This window comes from Ligilactobacillus ruminis DSM 20403 = NBRC 102161 (assembly GCF_900113455.1).
In the GTDB taxonomy this organism is placed as follows: domain Bacteria; phylum Bacillota; class Bacilli; order Lactobacillales; family Lactobacillaceae; genus Ligilactobacillus; species Ligilactobacillus ruminis.
In genome coordinates this window covers 21,589-39,856 of the sequence record NZ_FOPI01000021.1, presented here as the reverse complement: position 1 = coordinate 39,856, position 18,268 = coordinate 21,589, and the positions used below count along the sequence as shown (strand labels likewise).

The 18,268-nt window shown below is 42.2% G+C and carries 19 protein-coding genes; 3 read left to right on the top strand and 16 right to left on the bottom strand.

From position 1 onward, the window contains the following. Nucleotides 1–741 precede the first annotated feature (741 nt). The 12 genes from BMZ95_RS07210 to BMZ95_RS07150 all read right to left on the bottom strand — a co-directional run bounded on the left by BMZ95_RS07210 (nt 742) and on the right by BMZ95_RS07150 (nt 9,365). Nucleotides 742–1,605 carry a DegV family protein gene (locus BMZ95_RS07210; protein WP_014072767.1) on the bottom strand — a complete coding sequence of 288 codons (864 nt, stop codon included), beginning with the start codon at nt 1,603–1,605 and terminating at the stop codon, nt 742–744. Between the two features lie 34 nt (nt 1,606–1,639). Next, the gene (crcB, locus tag BMZ95_RS07205; protein WP_046922083.1) at nt 1,640–1,978 is read right to left on the bottom strand and encodes a fluoride efflux transporter CrcB; all 339 of its coding nucleotides are present in this window, start codon (nt 1,976–1,978) and stop codon (nt 1,640–1,642) included. Continuing rightward, nucleotides 1,975–2,334: a fluoride efflux transporter FluC gene (locus tag BMZ95_RS07200; protein WP_014072765.1), complete on the bottom strand. Its 360-nt coding sequence runs from the start codon at nt 2,332–2,334 to the stop codon at nt 1,975–1,977. The genes crcB and BMZ95_RS07200 overlap by 4 nt, the downstream gene beginning before the upstream one ends. Nucleotides 2,335–2,559: 225 nt before the next feature. Next, nucleotides 2,560–2,790 (bottom strand): hypothetical protein, encoded by a 231-nt coding sequence (locus BMZ95_RS11500; protein ID WP_046922084.1) that lies wholly within the window; start codon nt 2,788–2,790, stop codon nt 2,560–2,562. Between the two features lie 119 nt (nt 2,791–2,909). Continuing rightward, nucleotides 2,910–3,248, bottom strand: a complete 339-nt coding sequence (locus BMZ95_RS07190) for a thioredoxin family protein (protein ID WP_003695695.1) — start codon at nt 3,246–3,248, stop codon at nt 2,910–2,912. A gap of 39 nt (nt 3,249–3,287) precedes the next feature. Beyond that, entirely contained in the window at nt 3,288–4,103 is an 816-nt protein-coding gene (locus tag BMZ95_RS07185) for a Cof-type HAD-IIB family hydrolase (RefSeq protein ID WP_046922085.1), read from the bottom strand. 129 nt (nt 4,104–4,232) lie between these two features. Then, complete coding sequence (locus BMZ95_RS07180; protein WP_014072762.1) at nt 4,233–4,766, bottom strand: GNAT family N-acetyltransferase; 534 nt, start codon at nt 4,764–4,766, stop codon at nt 4,233–4,235. A gap of 717 nt (nt 4,767–5,483) precedes the next feature. Continuing rightward, nucleotides 5,484–6,212 (bottom strand): TerC family protein, encoded by a 729-nt coding sequence (locus BMZ95_RS07170; protein ID WP_046922087.1) that lies wholly within the window; start codon nt 6,210–6,212, stop codon nt 5,484–5,486. An 88-nt stretch (nt 6,213–6,300) separates the two neighbouring features. Then, on the bottom strand, nt 6,301–7,137 hold the full coding sequence (locus BMZ95_RS07165) for a YitT family protein (RefSeq protein WP_046922088.1): 837 nt from the start codon (nt 7,135–7,137) through the stop codon (nt 6,301–6,303). Beyond that, entirely contained in the window at nt 7,115–7,585 is a 471-nt protein-coding gene (locus tag BMZ95_RS07160) for a helix-turn-helix domain-containing protein (RefSeq protein WP_225354893.1), read from the bottom strand. Before BMZ95_RS07160 ends, BMZ95_RS07165 begins: the two co-directional genes overlap by 23 nt. Beyond that, a complete protein-coding gene (locus tag BMZ95_RS07155) occupies nt 7,586–8,665 on the bottom strand; it encodes an NAD-dependent epimerase/dehydratase family protein (protein ID WP_225357367.1) in 1,080 nt (359 codons plus the stop codon). Beyond that, entirely contained in the window at nt 8,640–9,365 is a 726-nt protein-coding gene (locus BMZ95_RS07150; RefSeq protein WP_014072757.1) for an IspD/TarI family cytidylyltransferase, read from the bottom strand. Before BMZ95_RS07150 ends, BMZ95_RS07155 begins: the two co-directional genes overlap by 26 nt. Before the next feature lie 289 nt (nt 9,366–9,654). Between BMZ95_RS07150 and BMZ95_RS07145 the strand changes: the two genes are divergently transcribed. The 3 genes from BMZ95_RS07145 (at nt 9,655) to BMZ95_RS07135 (ending at nt 13,540) form a co-directional block, all read left to right on the top strand. Further along, entirely contained in the window at nt 9,655–11,526 is a 1,872-nt protein-coding gene (locus BMZ95_RS07145; RefSeq protein WP_046922090.1) for a heavy metal translocating P-type ATPase, read from the top strand. A gap of 203 nt (nt 11,527–11,729) precedes the next feature. Further along, entirely contained in the window at nt 11,730–12,941 is a 1,212-nt protein-coding gene (locus BMZ95_RS07140; protein WP_046922091.1) for an AAA family ATPase, read from the top strand. Beyond that, nucleotides 12,938–13,540: a hypothetical protein gene (locus BMZ95_RS07135; RefSeq protein ID WP_014072754.1), complete on the top strand. Its 603-nt coding sequence runs from the start codon at nt 12,938–12,940 to the stop codon at nt 13,538–13,540. The genes BMZ95_RS07140 and BMZ95_RS07135 overlap by 4 nt, the downstream gene beginning before the upstream one ends. Nucleotides 13,541–13,595: 55 nt before the next feature. On the opposite strand, the gene BMZ95_RS07130 is transcribed toward BMZ95_RS07135, so the two are convergent. The 4 genes from BMZ95_RS07130 to glf form a co-directional block, all read right to left on the bottom strand. Continuing rightward, nucleotides 13,596–14,579 carry a glycosyltransferase family 2 protein gene (locus BMZ95_RS07130; protein ID WP_046922092.1) on the bottom strand — a complete coding sequence of 328 codons (984 nt, stop codon included), beginning with the start codon at nt 14,577–14,579 and terminating at the stop codon, nt 13,596–13,598. Between the two features lie 59 nt (nt 14,580–14,638). Then, a complete protein-coding gene (locus tag BMZ95_RS07125) occupies nt 14,639–16,090 on the bottom strand; it encodes a sugar transferase (protein WP_046922093.1) in 1,452 nt (483 codons plus the stop codon). 30 nt (nt 16,091–16,120) lie between these two features. Next, nucleotides 16,121–16,900, bottom strand: coding sequence for a DUF4422 domain-containing protein (locus BMZ95_RS07120; RefSeq protein WP_074786527.1), 780 nt, complete (start codon nt 16,898–16,900; stop codon nt 16,121–16,123). A 96-nt stretch (nt 16,901–16,996) separates the two neighbouring features. Continuing rightward, nucleotides 16,997–18,106, bottom strand: coding sequence for a UDP-galactopyranose mutase (gene glf / locus BMZ95_RS07115; RefSeq protein WP_046922094.1), 1,110 nt, complete (start codon nt 18,104–18,106; stop codon nt 16,997–16,999). Nucleotides 18,107–18,268 lie beyond the last annotated feature (162 nt).

The window sequence follows — 18,268 nt, the reverse complement described above, 5'->3', positions numbered from 1 at the left end:
AAACGAGAACTCGCTGATGCGGCTGATGGGTTCCGTTCTGTTGGAAAGAAACGATGCTGTGATCGCGAAGAAAGCCATATTCAGTCCGGTAACCTACGCAAAAATGATCAAGTCTAAGACGGTTGCTGAACTCAAAAAATTGGCAGAGGAACAACAAAAACTAAGAGCTGCGTAAGGTGTATCACTCTTTCCGGAGCTGTCAAGGGAACCTCTTCGAGGTGCGCAGATGGCGCACCCTTGACAGCTCCTTCAAGAGTGATAGTGGACAGACATGGATGCATTCGCATCCCCTGCACAACTTGTGCCTGGGAAAAAATATTTTACACACAAATTAGGACTTGACTGATTTCGGTCGGGTCGGTAGACAAATTTCAGACATTTTGCTCCGTTTTTGTCTACTTTTGCCTCCGTGCGCACGATTTCGGTCGGGGCGGTAGACAAATTTCAGACATTTTGCTCGGTTTTTGTCTACTTTTGCCTCCGTGCGCACCGATTTCGGTCGGATCGGTAGACAAGATTCAGACATTTTGCTCGGTTTTTGTCTACTTTTGCCTCCGCGTGCGCCGATTTCGGTCGGGGCGGTAGACAAATTTCAGACATTTTGCTCGGTTTTTGTCTACTTTCGATACCGCGCGGACCCATCGGCCGGCTTTTGCTCCGCGAGCACTGCATCTAAACATCCCGCAAACACGCAAAAAAGCGCCCGGCCACTTACAGCAACCCGACGTTTCTTGTCAAATATCAAACATATAATTTCCAATCCGGTTCAAACGAAAGCAGCGCGCTCTTTTTCCCCGCATATGACCAAAGCGACGGTTTCATCGACATCCGTTCGATGTGAAGACGCGGAAAATCAGTATGCAGTTTTTCGTCAATGATGCTCCAGTCAGAAGCTGCCGTTTCATCATACATCATGCCGAAAGAAAAATCGCTGCCCATCAGGCGCAGCTGAAATTCGAGTTTTTCAGCAAGATCTTCATAAGTATTTTTCATCAGCAAAACTTTTCCCTCAAGTTCAAGACAGCCGTCCTCATTGAAACGCAACAAGGTTTTGACCGGAACGACGCTTGGAAGATGGTTTGAGATGTGCCCCGTCTTAAGCAGAGTATGCACATCGTTTACGAACAGGTACGTTTGCTGAGATTTTCGAAAAACGGCCAACTTGCTTAAGATGTCTTCCGGAGAAAATCCTGCTTTGGCAAGCGCGCATGCAAGCAAGACCTGATGCTTTTGCGAAATCCCTGTAGCACGCGAGTCAAACACATAAAGCGGAATCGGGCATTCGCGCATGTTCGAGTATGTGACAAGGTTGCCTCCAAGTCCGGAAATTCCGCTTGAAATATGGATGGCAACGCATGCATCATAGCCTTGTTCGCTGAGTTTGTGCACAATTTCGCCGATTTCCTGCAGAGAATTCTGCCCCAGGCTCAAGATGTCTCTGGACAATTTGGCACGGCGAATAATCGTTTCGTCAGAAGCATCGAGGCTCTCGCGATACTCTGCATTTCCCAGTGTTATTGGCAAATGCAGAGTCGCCACATGCAACGCGGCGGTTTCGGTCGGCGTCAGTGCCGCAGAACTGTCCGTTAAAACAGCAATCTTCATTTTAAACACCTTTCACTTTTATAATACTTCCATTCTAACACAAACCAGCCAGATACCAACCGATAAAAGCCGCAACAGGACCGAAGATGCCGCTCAAAACAAAGTAGGAACAGGCCTTGCTCCAGGCTTTGTTTCTGATCAGCGTCAACATCTCGACGTTATAAGTCGAAAACGTCGTATAGCCGCCGAGAATGCCGGTCCCGACAAGAAGCGCAACCTCAGTATCCTTGACGATTCCAAGCAAAAAGGCTCCGGTCAGATTGATGATGAGCGTTGCAATCGGAAAATTCGTGCCAAGTTTTCCTTTGATGAATGCAGTCAGGTTATAGCGAACAAGTGCCCCGATTGCTGCACCGATGCCCGTAATTATCATAATTTTCCTCCCAATGCGCAGCCTAGTGCCGCAAAAAGCAGGCCACCGCACAAGTTGACTAGCCAATACGTTACGCCGATCAAAACGGCTCCTTGCTGCAAAAATGCCACCGTTTCAAACGAAAACGTCGAAAAAGTGGTCAACGCTCCAATCATGCCGGTTCCTAACCCGGTCGTCAGCCAGGACGGCCACTTGGCACGTTTGATAACGAAAAACGTTATGAACGACAGCAAAAAACATCCGCACAGGTTGGCAATCAATGTCCCCGCCGCACAGAAATCCTGTGACAGCACGTATCGCATTGCTCCACCGAAAAATGCAAAGCATGCAACGCTGATATTTTCAGCCAGTTTCACAAAAATCACCCCATGACTACTAAGTATACTCCTGTCACCTGTTCATGTCGACATTTCAGAGATCCACGACAATTTTGACTCATTTTTCACGCAAAAAAGAGGCTGAGAAAAAAGTCCAGTTTCCTGCTTGAATCAAATGAAATGCCGAACGAAGACGGTCGATTTTCGATTGAATTTGTACGGCTTTTTTAAAGGAGACGCCGCGCAAGCAGTTCAGTCAAAATCTCATTCAAATTTACGGACAAAGTGCCTTTTTTTGCTGATTTGTCCGTAAAACCGGGTCCGAAACGGCTGAATTATTACGGACAAACGTCTATTTTTGACCATTTTGTCCGTAATTGCTATTTTTAGATCAGGCCGTTTACGGACAAAGTGGCCATTTTCATCAATGTGTCCGTAAACGGCAGTGATTTTGCCAAATGCAGTGCCCGCCAAATCAGCGCGCCAAGCTCTCATTCAAATTTGACGCCAACCTCTTTTCGGCGATTGTCATGCATACGCAAAAAACCGGATTAGATTGCAATTGCTTGCAAATCATCCGGTTTTTTTATTTGAAGCATAATTTTTCACAGCTTCTAACACTCCGCAAGCTTCTCTTTGAGATACCTCTTCAGATCGCCGTACTTGCGGTACCCGACGACCTTCTCCTTGGCCACGCCGTTTTCAAAAATCATCAAAGTCGGCAGATTCATCACGTTGCGATCTTCGGCAAGCTTTCTGTGATGCTCGACGTCAACGCTCAAAAACTTGACCCGCCCGCGATATTCCTTAACCGAAAAATCGCGTTCAAGCTGTTCAAGCACCGGTGCCATCATCTTGCAGGGCCCGCACCAATCCGCAAAGAAGTCAACGACCACGAGCGGTGCCTGTTTGATGTCTTCTGCAAACGCGTGCTCATTCGTTTTTTTGGCCATCTGATCACCTCATCTGAAATGAGTATAACACATCAGCCCCTAATCAATAAACTTTTCGATCACTTCAGCCACAGGATCGTGGTTGTTGTCTGCTTCCGTCACGTAGTCTGCGATTTCTTTGACAAATTCACGGCCGTTGACCACTGATACGCCCAAGCCGGCTGCCTTGATCATCGGAACATCGTTGCCGTTGTCACCGATTGCGATGATTTCTTCCGGCTTGATTTCCAAAAGCTCACCAAGATGCAAAGCTGCCTGCCCCTTGTCTGCTTTCTTTGAGTTGAACTCGACATAGCGATCAGACGAAAAAGTAATGTTCATTTCTTCAAAGTTTTCCTGAACGTATTTTTGCAGTGCAAGGCGTTCACCTTCAGACGGCACGCTGAAGATGATCTTTGTAATCTGCTTTTCCTTCAAAAATTCGATGCTTTCGTCTTTCGGCTGTTCATAATCGTTAAGTCGCCCGTCAATATAAGCAAATTCTTCATCGTTCAAATTCCAGATGTATAACTCGTCGGGCGTATAGATATGAACGCAATACTCAGGATGTTCAATCCCAAGCCTAAACAGCTCATTTACGGTTTCAAACTTCATCGTTTCCGTTTTAACGATTCTGTTGTTCTTATTTTCAACGATTACGGCCCCATTATTCGAGATGACGTACTGTCCCGAAACATCCTTCAATCCCAGTTTCTCAAGATCATCCTGCACGGATAAGAAGCCGCGCCCGGTATTCGGTGAAAAACGGACGCCTTTTTTAACGGCACGCTTGATTGCTTCAACGTTTTTCGGAGTAATCGTCTTGTTGTCGGCAAGCAGAGTTTCATCCATGTCACATACGATAAGCTTATACATAACGGTACCTCCATTTAATTTAAACGCTTTCATAAGATTATCGTATATAATTTGTACCAATAATTCAATGAAAATAACGATAATTACATAAACATCCTCATAAAGGCATAGAAATCATTACAAACACTTCTATTTGATTATATTCAAATCAACGGTCCTCAGTTTTCCGACAATTTCGCATCCGTCTTCTCGAACACCCATCGGCATTTCTTCACCCGTTAAAAAACCGTGCGCATCAAAGAAAGAGCCGATATCAGATTCTATTGGAACAAGCGTGCACAACTGTTTGAAACGTTCGCGCATCAATGCTTGTTTCAGCTTTTCGATGATTTTTCCTCCGATTCCCTGACCGACGACATCATAATCGACCATGATCAGCCCCAGCCATGCGGTTTTGGATGTTGGAAAATTCAGTACAACGTCAGCAATCGCAACGAGATTGTCGACATCATACATTCCGAGATAAAACTTATTTTCCGGCAGAACACCTTCTGGAATGCTCGTCAGATCGCTTAGCACGTCTGCTTTTTTAACTTTATGATTCAAAAACAGCGCATGATATTCGGGATGTCTTCTTTGCAAGGCAAAAATTTCATCACCGTCTTCTTCTGTCAAGCGTCTCACTTGGTAAGGCAATAAAATATTCAGTCTTTCGATCAGCATCTTGATTCCTCCTTGATTTCAAAAAGAAGCCGGGAAAAAAGTCCCATTTTCCTCTTTAATTAAATGAAAACAAACTTTTTTGTCAAATACAGAACTGCACAGCGCCTGCTCAATCAATGAGTCAGGCCTGGCTTACGGGCAAAACGCCAATTTTTGAGATTTGCCCGTAAATACCGGCCCTCCGTTACGGGCAAAATGCCGATTATTGAGATTTGCCCGTAAAATGCAGCCCTCTGTTACGGGCAAAACACCAATTTTTGAAATCTGCCCGTAAAATGCAGCCCTCCGTTACGGGCAAAACGCTGATTCTTGAGATTTGCCCGTAATCTGAGACCACACTGCTTTGGCGAAGGCAAACGAGTAGAACATTTTCTCAATTTTTTGGATTTTTATTCTACTTTCAAGGCCGCGCGCTCCGTTTTTGGTGGCGTCGGTAGAACATTTTCCCAATTTTTTGAATTTTTGTTCTACTTTCGAGGCAGCACACCCCGATTTTGAAAAGTCAGGCATACAAAAATCAGACTTTTCCCTCTGCCTCTGTCCCATTTTTGGACGTTTTGACACACGGAAATGAAAACAGACTTTTTCTGCTTATTTCAAGCATAACAGGGAACCGGGCCTGCATACGCAAAAACCCGGATTAGATTTGCAATTAATTGCAAGTCATCCGGGGTTTCAATTTGAGGCAGAGTTTTTACCAGCCTTCAAAGCTGCCTATTAATTTCTTATCTTATGCACGACAACCGTTACCGCCAATGAAGCCAACACGATTCCGCCAAACAGTGCAGCCGGAATTTCGATATCGATTATCGGAATCGTCAGGAACAGTTTGACCGCAATCAATGCGATCAGAATATATGCCGTCACCTCAAGTTCAGGCAGGATTTCCATCAGTCTCATGACGACTTCCGCAATTCCTCGCATACACAAAATACCGATCATACCACCGATCAAAACAATGACTGGATTTGGCGAAATTGCAAGCGAAGCCAAAATCGAATCAATCGAAAAGACCATATCCATCAATTCGATCGACACGACTACGGACCAGAAGAGCGGCAAAATTTGAAAACGCCCTTTTTTCTCCCGGTGGTGCACCGATTCCGGATGACGCATCTTCCAAAAGTGGTTCAAAGACAGATACATCAGATACAACGCGCCAAAAACTTTGACTTCCCAAAAATTGATCAAATATGCGCCGAGTCCGATCATGATGAAGCGAAAGACGTACGCTCCCCACAACCCGTAAAACAAGGATTTTTCCTGTTGGACCTTATCCGGAAGCTTTTGCGTCTGTGCAGCGAGCACAATCGCATTGTCAACCGACAGCAAACATTCAATCAAAACAAGCGAGAGGATAATCATCCAGTCCTCGCCAGACGTAATCACCGTCCTCCAATTTTCCAAATCAAAAAACGGACCATACAATTTTTCAATTAGTGACAATCACGGTTCTCCCTTACTATTTATTCAAATTAATTTTAACATGAACGAGCAGTGTAATGAATATTCCGAATTGTAAATTTTTCGTAAATTACAGAATCCTCAACAAGTCTTTGCCATACGTACTTCTGACCTCTTCCATCACGACGAATGCTTTCGGATCAAGCTCAGTAATCAAGTTCATTAATTTCACCAGATCCTTCGTGTCGCAAACGCAATAAAGCAGCTGCTTTTTTTGCCCGCTGACGTACCCGTGACCGTCGATGATCGTCACGCCCTGCTTTGTCGCATCGGACAGTGCCGAAGCCAGTTCTTCGAAACGTTCCGAGATGATCGTCAAAGAGCGTTTTTCCACGAATTGTGCAAGCAGTTTGTTCAATATTACCGCTGACAAATACAGTTCAACGATCGTCAGCAGCATGTTTTCAAAGCCGATAACCACCGCTGACGGGATTGCCACCATCAGATCAAAACAAAGCATGGCAGAACCTGTTTTGATGCCGAAGAACTTGTTGACGATTCTGGCAAGGATCGTGGAACCTGCTAAAGTTCCCTCGCCCTTCATGATGAATCCCATTGCGACTCCCATCAATGCTCCGCCGATCAGTGCCGCCACCAAAGGATCATGCAGCGGAAAACGCATTGATCCGATCAACTTCAAAAAGACCGAAATCATCGTAATCGTATATAACGTATAAAAAACGGTCTGCTTGTTCAGCAGTTTCCAACCGATCAGAAGCAGCAGTCCGTTCAACACGATGTTCGTCACGCTCGGCGCAATTTTCAGCCAGTAGTAGAAAATCGTCATGAGACCGGTCACGCCGCCTTCGCCCAGATGATTCGAAATCAAAAAACCGTTGATTGCAACGGTGTACAAAAACGCTCCCACAGTATTCAGCAGTAAATTAACAACGATCGTCTTCTTCATCAAAATTCTCCAGATTCAGCTGCATGTCGCCGTTTTCTTCAACGGTTCCGCGCAAGCCTCGTTCCTTTCTTCCTTTCAGAAAACCTTTGATCAGCTCATAAAGCTCGCCTTTTTCCTTCGTATCAAGCTTTTGTACCCCAAAACAAACGTCTGCGCTTGAAGCCAGGGTTTCAACCAAATCAACCTTTTTGATTGCCCGACCGCACAAATAGTCGGTCGAAACGTCAAAAAACTCTGCAAGCTGCCTGATATCAAGATAGGTCGGAGTATTGACGCCGCATTCCCACTTGCTGAGCTGCGACCTGGTATTTTTCTTTTGGTTGTATGAAACATCCATTTCGTTCAGCGCATCCGCAAGCTGACCGAGCGTCAGGCCACAGCCCCTGCGAAGCGCACGCATCCGTTCCGGAAACATGGCAATCCCCCGCTTTCTATATGATCCAGACAATCAGATCATTTTTTGTTCCTTCATCCATTCAGCCATTCTGCGATATGCATCGGCAAGTCCAACTGTCGGTTTCCAACCAATCGCCTCTATTTTGTCAGAATTCAATTTCATCTTAACGTCAGGTGCATATCCCAGTTTCTTTGAGTCAGCAGGAATATCAATCACAACCTTTGACTTTTCCTGAGATAACGTTTTCGAGACCAGCTCAGCCATTTTTCTGATAGTCGTGTGGCTCGATTCGTTGGCTACGTTGTAAGCCTGTCCTGCTTCACCTTTGTACAAAAGCATCAAAATCGCTTTAACCGCATCAATCGTATAGACATAGTTTCCTTCAGACTTGCCTTCCGTCTTAAGAACGATGTCCTCTCCTCTGAGCGCACTTCTTGCAAATTGTGCAAATACGCGATTTTCTGTCGGCAGGATACCTGCTCCAAATGTTTGGGCCAAGCGTGCAGAAGAGATTCTGATTCCATGTTGTGCGGCGTAAGCAGTACACATGCATTCGCACATTCTCTTTCCTTCAGGATAGCAGCTCCTGACAGCGGCCAGATCAACATAACCCAAATCACTTTCCCTTGTATCTTCAGGATCAGCAGACTGACCGTAAATTTCCATTGAAGAAATATAGACAACGCCTTTTGTTCCTTTTTCAACAGCAAGGTTTAAAATATTTTTGGTTCCCTTCAAGGCAACGTCAATCGTTCCTACGGGATCAGAAACCATTACCTTAGAAGTCGTAACCGCAGCGGCATGCACGATATAATCGACTTTTCCTTCTAACGAAATCGGCTCATCACCAGAAAGATCGTCCAAACAAAAAGAAAGAGCATCTTTTCCCATGCATCCTTCATATATCCTGTCAGCCTTTGCTTGATTGCGAATCAGTCCGATTACTTCAAGACCTAAATCTAATTTTTCGTTTGCGTAAATCAATGATCTGACAACCATTGACCCGACAAGTCCCGTTGCGCCCGTTACCAAAATTCTTTTATCTTTAAAATTGCTCCACTCGATTTCACTCGTTAAGAGAGAATTCAAATCTTCCGTCAACACGTTATTCAAGGCCATAGATTTGTTCATCCTCTCTTGCATCCAATAATGCACGCATCGTATAGAAATCATCGGGGGTCGTAATCTTGATGTTTTCCTGCGGTCCTTCGATGAGGTAAAGCTTGTGTCCGTAATATTGCATCATTGAGCACGAGTCAATGAAATCGTGCTTGTTTTCAGCAATTGCTTTCCGATGAGCACCAATAATGTCTTTAAGCCAAAAACTTTGCGGCGCACGTGCTAGACGCGAACGTGACCGATCCGGAACTTCTTCGATTCCGTTTTCGTCATCCACCATAAGAACGGTTTCCTTTACGACAACGCTCGTAATTGAGCTTCCGCGTTTTTTGACCGATTCGATATTGTCAGAAATCGTCTTCGGTCGAATCAAAGGACGAACGCCGTCATGAATCAGCACAACGGATTCTTCACCATTTGCAACGCGTTCTGCGGCACAAAGTCCGTTGTAAATGGAATCTTGCCCAGTGGCTCCGCCTTCAACGACTTCTTTCACCTTTTTGATGTTATATTTCTCTAATAAATCCTTGAAGTAAGGAATCCAATCTTTAACGCAAGAAACGACGATCGCGTCAATTTCAGGATGATTTTCAAACAATTCGAGCGTATGGATAATAATCGGCTTGCCATGCATGTTTAAGAATTGTTTCGGACGCTCCTTGCTCCGCATTCGCGAGCCAACGCCGCCGGCAAATATTACAGCAATGTTCATGTTAAAAACCTCTCTCGATGCAATAATCATATAATGTAAATTATACCACAATTTAATTATGATTCTCTTTACAAATGCAGAGCTCCGATTGATATCTAATTGATAACCATTTTCATTTGACGTTTTTAAACCATCTCTGTCAAATCTCCGTGAAATCAACGTTTCAGCGCCCCAATTGAGAATGATTTTTATTTAGAATCATTTTAGTTTACATTATTTTCATCTCGTGTTATCTTTGAGACGTAATAAGGATCAGCGTACGGGATTCCACTCAAAGGAGGAAAAAACAATGAAACACTCAACAAAATTGTGGATCATTTTGGGGATCGGCCTTGTTGCGCTTATCTTGGAGTTCGGCTTAAAACAGCAGCTCCTTGCACAAGCGCTGATTACGATCGTCGGATCCATCATCTCGCTTTCAATGCTATATGAAATGATCAAATCACTTAAATCAGGAGACTACGGGGTTGACCTTTTGGCAATCATGGCGATTGTCTCAACGCTTGCGGTAAGTCAATACTGGGCTTCCATGATCGTTTTGATCATGCTTGTCGGAGGCGATTCGCTTGAAGATTACGCTTCGAAAAAAGCACACACGGAACTTAAGGCGCTGCTTGACAATTCACCGCATGTCGCCCATCGTTTGAACGGGGATGAAACCGAAGACATTTCCGTTGATGAAGCAAACATCGGCGATAAGCTTGTCGTGCGTCCGGGGGAACTCGTTCCGGTCGATGGTCACGTTATTCTTGGTCAAAGCAGTCTGGACGAATCTTCTTTGACCGGAGAATCAGTTCCGGTAAGCAAAAAAGTCGGTGATGACATCTATTCCGGATCAGTCAACGGGGATGCTTCTTTAACGATGGTCGTCGATAAACTGGCTAAAGACAGTCAATACCAACGCTTGGTTCAATTGGTCAAAGAAGCCGACAGCAAACCCGGCAAATTCGTCAGAATGGCCGATCGATATGCGGTTCCGTTCACGGCGATTGCCGTAATTATCGCAGGGCTTGCATGGTTCATCTCAAAAGATCCGGTCAGATTTGCAGAAGTCCTGGTCGTTGCTTCTCCTTGTCCGCTTATTTTGGCAGCACCGGTTGCCATCGTTTCCGGGATGAGTCGCTCATCAAGAAACGGTGTCGTCATCAAAACGGGAGACGTCTTAGAAAAACTCGCAACGGCTAAAACCGCTGCATTTGACAAAACCGGAACCATTACAAGCGGAAAACTGACGGTTGATTCGGTCGTTGCGTTGGACGGCATTGATAAAAACAAGCTGCTCGAACTTGCGGCAAGTTCAGAACAGGCATCAAATCACATTCTTGCGCGTTCGCTCGTTTCGTACGCAAACGAACAAGGAATCGACCTCGATTCGCCGGAAGAGCTGCAAGAAGAAACCGGCAAGGGCATCAAAGCTCAAATCAACGGTCACAAAGTCATGGTCGGAAAACTCAAGTACGTTGCTCCAACGGACAAAATGGAGTCATTGCCTGAAACTGCCATCTACGTCTCCGTCGATGACAAGCTTTGGGGATACGTGATCTTCCTTGATCATATCCGTAAAGAAGCTCCGGAAACCATGAAGTCACTGAAAGAACACGGCGTTGAACATCTCGTCATGCTGACGGGCGATCAAAAGGCAATCGCTGAAAAAATTGCTCCGCAAGTCGGAATTACCGACGTTAAGGCCGATCTGCTCCCAACAGACAAAATCAGCGCTTTGAAGAACGTTTCAAAAGACAAGCGCCCCGTCATCATGGTCGGCGACGGAGTCAATGATGCTCCTTCGCTTGCAACGGCAGACGTCGGAATCGCCATGGGTGCCAACGGATCAACGGCTGCGAGTGAATCGGCAGACATCGTTATTTTGAAAGACGATTTGTCAAAAGTTTCCAAAGCCGTCATAATTGCGCAAGATACCATGCGCATTGCTCGTCAGGCGGTTTTGATCGGCATCTTCATCTGCATCGGTTTGATGCTGATCGCAAGTACGGGCGTTATTCCGGCCCTTGTCGGCGCAATGTTCCAGGAAGTCGTTGATACCGTTTCGATTTTGTGGGGACTGCGCGCAAGATACTCGAAAGAAAAATATCATCAGGACAACAACGATCATCATAAAAAGCCGCATGGCAAGATGAACGGTCATGTGGCAATGAATTAACAGTTTATCTGTTATATATTATTACGCTCCAAACGTCGAATCCAACGTTTGGAGTTTTTATTTTTGATTGAAATCATTTATATCATGCGGATTAACTGCTATCAATTCATTTTCCTTGAATACCGAACCTATTAAGTATATTATTTACTTGTAACGAAAAATTACAGTTAAACTGTAATTTTTCGCAAAAGGAGGTTGCATTAATGTCGATAACAAAATTAATTGGTTTTAAAATATACAATCATTACCTGTTCAAAGATGGAAGCTATTTTGGAATAGACATTTCGGGACAAGACACTCAAAAAACAAGAAAATCAATATTCTCATTTTCTGACACGGTAAAGTTAAACAAAGTTACTAGCGTAGTCGGTATTAACGCAGTCGGCAAGACAATGTTGATTAATATCTTCAGCGGCTTGAGCGATTTTTATTTAAAAGAGAAGTCAATTGACCAAACATTATTAGAAAGTACGCTAAAGCTCCGAAAAAATACTGACTACATTAAAGTCGAAGCCAGAATTGCAAGCGATGACAACAAAAGGTATGTCATTCAAACAATTTTTAAACAAAAAAAACAAGAAATAGATGAAACCAGCAGCAGCTGGTATGTAGAAGAAGAGGTAATTTACTCAGACTCGCAAAGGAATTGTTCTAGAAAAAATCTTTTTAACCCGCAAAAAATGGGTCAGCCAAGATACAGAAGTAAATTGGCGAAAAATTCAATGCTAAGTCCAAAAGATTCTTACTTCAAAAGCGTAGGTATCGATTATGCTCCAAGAGTCATGTCAACATCTTCTTTCACGAACCTCAATATTCCCTATCATTTTTCGGATAAAACACCTGAATCTTTGCTTGGATACCTGGACAACTCCATAGATTATCTTCGCTACAATCGAGATTCTAATAATGATGCCGTCATAAGCTATTCTTTGAAGTTTAAAGGTTCTGATGAAGTAATCACTTCCAATGATTTCTCAAGTTTCTCTAACATCCTTTCTTCAGGCACGATCAAAGGAATCAGTTTGTTCTTTTGGATCCTTGGAGCTTTACGAAGCGGTTCAACCATCATTGTCGACGAAATTGAAATCCATATAAATAAACAAATTGCGAGAGATTTTATCGGCTTGTTCATGGATCCTAAGACCAACAAAAATAATGCTTCCATAATCTACACGACGCATTATATGGAACTTACAAATGATCTTCAGCGCAAAGATCAAGAATATGTAATTTCCAGAAACAATGATACTCTTCAGTCATCAATTTTGAGACTGAGTGATTCAAATGCACGTTCAGAGCTTAAAAATAGCGAACTATTCGAAAGTGGCAGTATTACAAACACCCAACCAGATTATGAGAAATATATCGAACTAAAATCAGATGTTTCAAAGCACGTAAAGGAGCTGAGGCGATGAGCAAACTTCCAGAAGAATACAACGGAATAATGGTTGAGGGAGCTTCCGAAAAAGCAATAATGGATTTGCTCATCAATAACAACAAACTGATTTTTCCGCTTAACTCAATCATACAATCATCAGACGGAACCACAGTTCAAGATTATCTTAATGAACTGGACTATGCCAATAATTTCTTATCACACGGATTCAGCAAACCTGTCAATATCCATGTTGTTTTGGATTCTACCAATAGAAATTTCAAAAAATTGGAGTCCAATCGTTTGATTTCTACAGTAAGGTATTACATTACACGTGAAGAAATTGAAGCCATTCACTTATACAAACATACTGAATGGCTTGAAGGATATATGGCTTTTAAAAATAACAAATCAAACAGAAAGGGAGGATCAAAACAAATAAAGCCAAGTGCTTTTTTCAAGCAGGAACTTGGAATTAAAAACATCAAAACATATGATTATATTTATAAATTGTGGGAAGACGATATTGACGGATTGATTAAAGCAATTGACAATGTTAAAACGGACATGGTCAAACGACAAAAACTAAAATCTGGACAAAATTACCTGGCCGACATCATTAACCACGATTATCATTAGCATTGTATATTACAAAAATCCTCCAAAAATTTCTCAGCGTTTTTGGAGGATTTTGCTAGTTATTCATGATTTTTTTCTGATGCTGCAACCAACAGAATCTATATAACGGATATCCTATCTTGAGCAGGATAAAAGCTATCTTGTCTCGTTTAGGCGTCTTAGGATTCTTAGCGACTTCTTTGCTGTTTTGTTTCACATATTTAATGATTTCGACTCTCTTTTGATTAACTGCTTGACCATCCGCATTAAGCATCTGATTCAGCGTACTTAGTCTTGAATAAACTTGACGTCTGAGTACGGCTTCACGCAAATCGGGATAGACGCACAAGACGTCACTGGCCATTTTATCAGTCATTTCAATCATATCAAGCTTATTCATTTTGAATGTCCCATTGACGATTGAATTGTTATGAAAATTATAAGTATACTTTGCTTCGTACCCCACCGCAACGTCATCACATTTTAACATCAGAGCATAGGTCGTTCCGATATCCTCAAAGAGCTTTCCCTTGGGATATTCAACATCGTCAAACAGATCTTTGCGATACAATTTAGCCCAAGCAGAAGTGTCAATGACATCATGATAAAGCATTCTTTCGAGACAATGCTTGTTCGACATCCTCTCATCGCCCTTAGATCCCAAATTTTTAACATTGCCATTGTCATAATGAACTCGATGCTGACAAATCGACATTTTGCAATGATACTTTTCAACAAGAAAATAAAGATACTCAACATAATCTTTATCAACGATGTCATCAGGATCCACGCATGTCACATATTGCCCCTTTGCTTTCCTGATGCCATAATTTCTTGCATCTGACAGTCCACCGTTTTCCTTATGAAAAACAACCACGCGTTTATCCTTTTTTAAAAATTCATCGCACATTTTTGAACATTCTTTATTCGTAGATCCATCATCAACCATTACGAATTCAAGATTTTCATATGTCTGATCAAACAATGAAGTCATACATTCAGATAAATATTTCTCAACATTATAGACCGGCAAAATCACCGAAATTAAAGGCTTATCCATTCTTACCTCCAAATAGCATAAAAACAAGGAGCCAAGTTCAACTTGACTCCTGCATCATCTTACTTGGAACCTTCACCGCTGAAGACTTCCTTCACCGTCAGTCCCAAAATTTTAAGGTCTTCAAAAATCGACCAGTTATCGATATACTTCATATCAAGTTCGATAACTTTTTCAAAATCCGTAATGTCGGAACGACCGCTGACCTGCCACATGCCGGTAATTCCGGGACGAACCGCAAGACGAGCACGATGATGCTTTTCGTAATTTTTCCATTCATCAATCAACGGCGGTCGCGTCCCTACAAGACTCATTTCTCCCTTAAGAACGTTCCAAAATTGCGGAAATTCATCCAATGACGTTTTCCGAATAAACCAACCAATGCCATGTTTCGAGCCATCCTTGCCCGAACCGATGATTCGAGGATCATTGTCTGCCTTAAACATGAACCCCTTCATCGTGTTCATCGCCATAAGTTCTTTCTTGCGTTCCTCTGCATCCTGGTACATGCTGCGGAATTTATAAATTTTGAAAATTCGCCCATTTTGACCGACACGTTTTTGCGAGAAGAAGATTGGTCCAGGATCCGAAAAATAAATGATCGGCCCGATGATGATTACCAAAATTCCCGTAATCAACAAACCGACAAGCGCACCGACGATATCCATCAAACGTTTCAGTGCCAACTGAAAACTGGATGCAATTTTCAAGCTTTCCGTCATAACGGTATAGCCGCCGACCTTTTCAATCGTCTTCATGCCACGTTCGTTGTCATAAAGCTCACTGATTGACACGTGAGAAGTAATCCCCATGTTAAGCAGATCCTGCAGCAAACTTTCTGGAACTACCCCGCCCTTAGGCAAAACGAACATGACCTCGTCTACCAAATCAGTGACTATATTGTCCGTAAAATCATTAAGACTGCCTACGACAGGAACATCATCATATTTTTTGCCGACTTCAGCCGTTGAATCATCGAAAAAGACCGCTCCGGAAATCTCAATATCGCCCAATGATTTTTGTTCGATTCTTTGCTTAACGCCGGCAAAATCGTCTTTTGAAGAAACCAAAATCATTCTTTTCTTGGAATAGCCTCTTTTATTTCTATGCGACATAACGATTTTTTTCCAAGAAATACGTCCCAAATAGACAAACGGAATGCCCAAAATGCCCAACAATACAAACACAGTTCTGGAATACCAATAAGTTGTTTGTGTCAAAAGCAAATAAACCGCCAGTGTACCTATAATAAAGACAACATAAAAAATTGTCGCCCTTAATTCTTTCAAACTGTCTCTCTTCAAAATGTTACGATAATTGTCAGAAAAAGCCGAAAAAATTATCCCTGCAACAAACGTAACCAATGACCCTATTTGAAAAATATTGCCATCATAATTTTGTTCCGAGGCATGCCTTATTAAAAAAGAAACTAAATACGTAATTTGCATAACGATTAAATCAACAATGACAAAATCAATATGCTTTAACCAACCTTTACTTTTCTTTCCGTACACTTTTTATCCACCTTCACAACTGAGTCAAAACTAAACTTCCGTAACTAGCCCCAGCTTCCTACCTATAAATATTCCTAATTTTTTAATAATATCCTGCTTTTCCATAAACATTACAGGCAATTCATAATAATTAATATTATTTTTTTCGATCCAAACATCCATCAAAAGTTCGCTTAAAAAGCCATAGATGCGGGCTTCATAAGAAGAATAATCAGAAATATCAACCCGCTTTTCTACTTCCCCCAATACTTCGAATAGCCACTTTGAGTACTCATCAAATATTGGACTTTTAGCAATGATCATATTAAACATATGGGCTTTCGTACGACTTGTAACCTCATCAAATTTTTCCAGATAATCAGGATACTTTTCAGCAATTACGTCACGTAACGCTACCAATCCTTCTGTTTTATGCGAATGAATGTAATGCGACCACAAAGTTTCAATAAAATAATTTCGTTTCTTAGGCAAAATCACATCATGATTCTTCATGATTTCGCCAAGTTTTTTTTCATCCAAAACATTTTGAAACTTTTTTTCGGGAGAAGCAAACAACATCTTTTTACCATTTGAAAAAAGTCTGCGATAATGAACGATTCCCTTAACGTCAACATTGCGATTTTTCCAAGCCCAATATTGAACGGTTAATTCACAATAATTGGGGTTCTTGCTTGCGATATTATCACCAGTATTATCTCTCACAAAGCCTTGGAAATTTTCCTCTGCCGGTCCAACCTGTACTGGCAGATAAATATCTCCATCTGGCATTCGAGTTTTTTTATGGCTCACCACATATATTTCATATGACAAGTTGTGATTCCTCGCTTCTAATATTTTTTCTCGTTAGATAGTTTAGCAAAGTATAGCTGCAAATTCCAGTTACACTTTAAAGACAAAAATATTACTTTAAAATTCTTCTTTAACTGTTCCCAGTGCGGCAGCGATAACCTGATCCATATTGTAGTAACGATACTGCCCCAAGCGTCCGCCAAAAATAACGTTCTCTGCTTCTTTTGAAGCCAAATTCTGATATTCCTTATAAAGACTGTTATTACGCTTGTCATTGACCGGATAGTACGGCTCGTCGCCGCGTTTCCAGTCAGCAGGATATTCACGCGTAATAACCGTCTTGTCTTTGTCGCCCTTGCCGAACTCAAAGTGCTTGTGCTCAATCACACGCGTATACGGTGTCTCGGCATCCGTGTAGTTGACAACAGCGTTGCCTTGATAGTTATCAACGTCAAGTTCTTCCGTTTCAAAACGCAGGCTGCGATATTCAAGTTCTCCGAGCTTATAATCGAAGAACTGATCGATCATCCCAGTGAAAAGAACCTTGTCATAGTTTTTCAAATATTCGTCCTTTTTATCAAAGAAATCAACGCCGGTTTCAACCGTGATCTTATCATCAGCAAGCATCTTTTCAACGATTTGAGTGTATCCGCCAACCGGGATTCCCTGATAATCATCGTTGAAATAGTTGTTGTCATAAGTCAAACGAACCGGAAGACGGCGGATAATGAATGCGGGAAGTTCCGTAGCCTTCCTGCCCCATTGCTTTTCCGTGTAGCCTTTGACAAGTTTTTGATAAATATCCGTTCCGACAAGCGAAATTGCTTGCTCTTCAAGGTTTTCTGGTTCCTTGCCATTAAGCACCGCACGCTGTTCATTGATTTTGTCCAAAGCTTCCTTAGGAGTAACCACTCCCCAGAGCTTGTTGAACGTATTCATGTTAAACGGCATGTTGTAAATTTCTCCATTGTAATTAGCAATCGGACTGTTCGTATAGCGGTTGAATTCAGCAAATTGATTGACATAGTTCCACACTTCCTTGTTGGAAGTATGGAAAATATGCGCACCATACTGGTGAACCTGAATTCCGTGAACTTCTTTCGTATAAATATTCCCGGCAATGTGGTCGCGTTTTTCGATCACATGCACTTCGTTCCCGAGTTTTGCTGCTTCGTATGCAAATGTTGCGCCAAACAAGCCAGCACCTACAACTAAATACTTTGTCATCTTTTTTATCCTCCGTACTGATAAAAGCACTTTTTATTCATTATACACTATTTACATTTGAAATAATTTACCACTAAAGATATGTTACCTAAATTTAAAATAGTTTGTTTAAACTAAACTGATTTATAGTGTATAATATGGTATTAGTGGTTTTGAATCCAC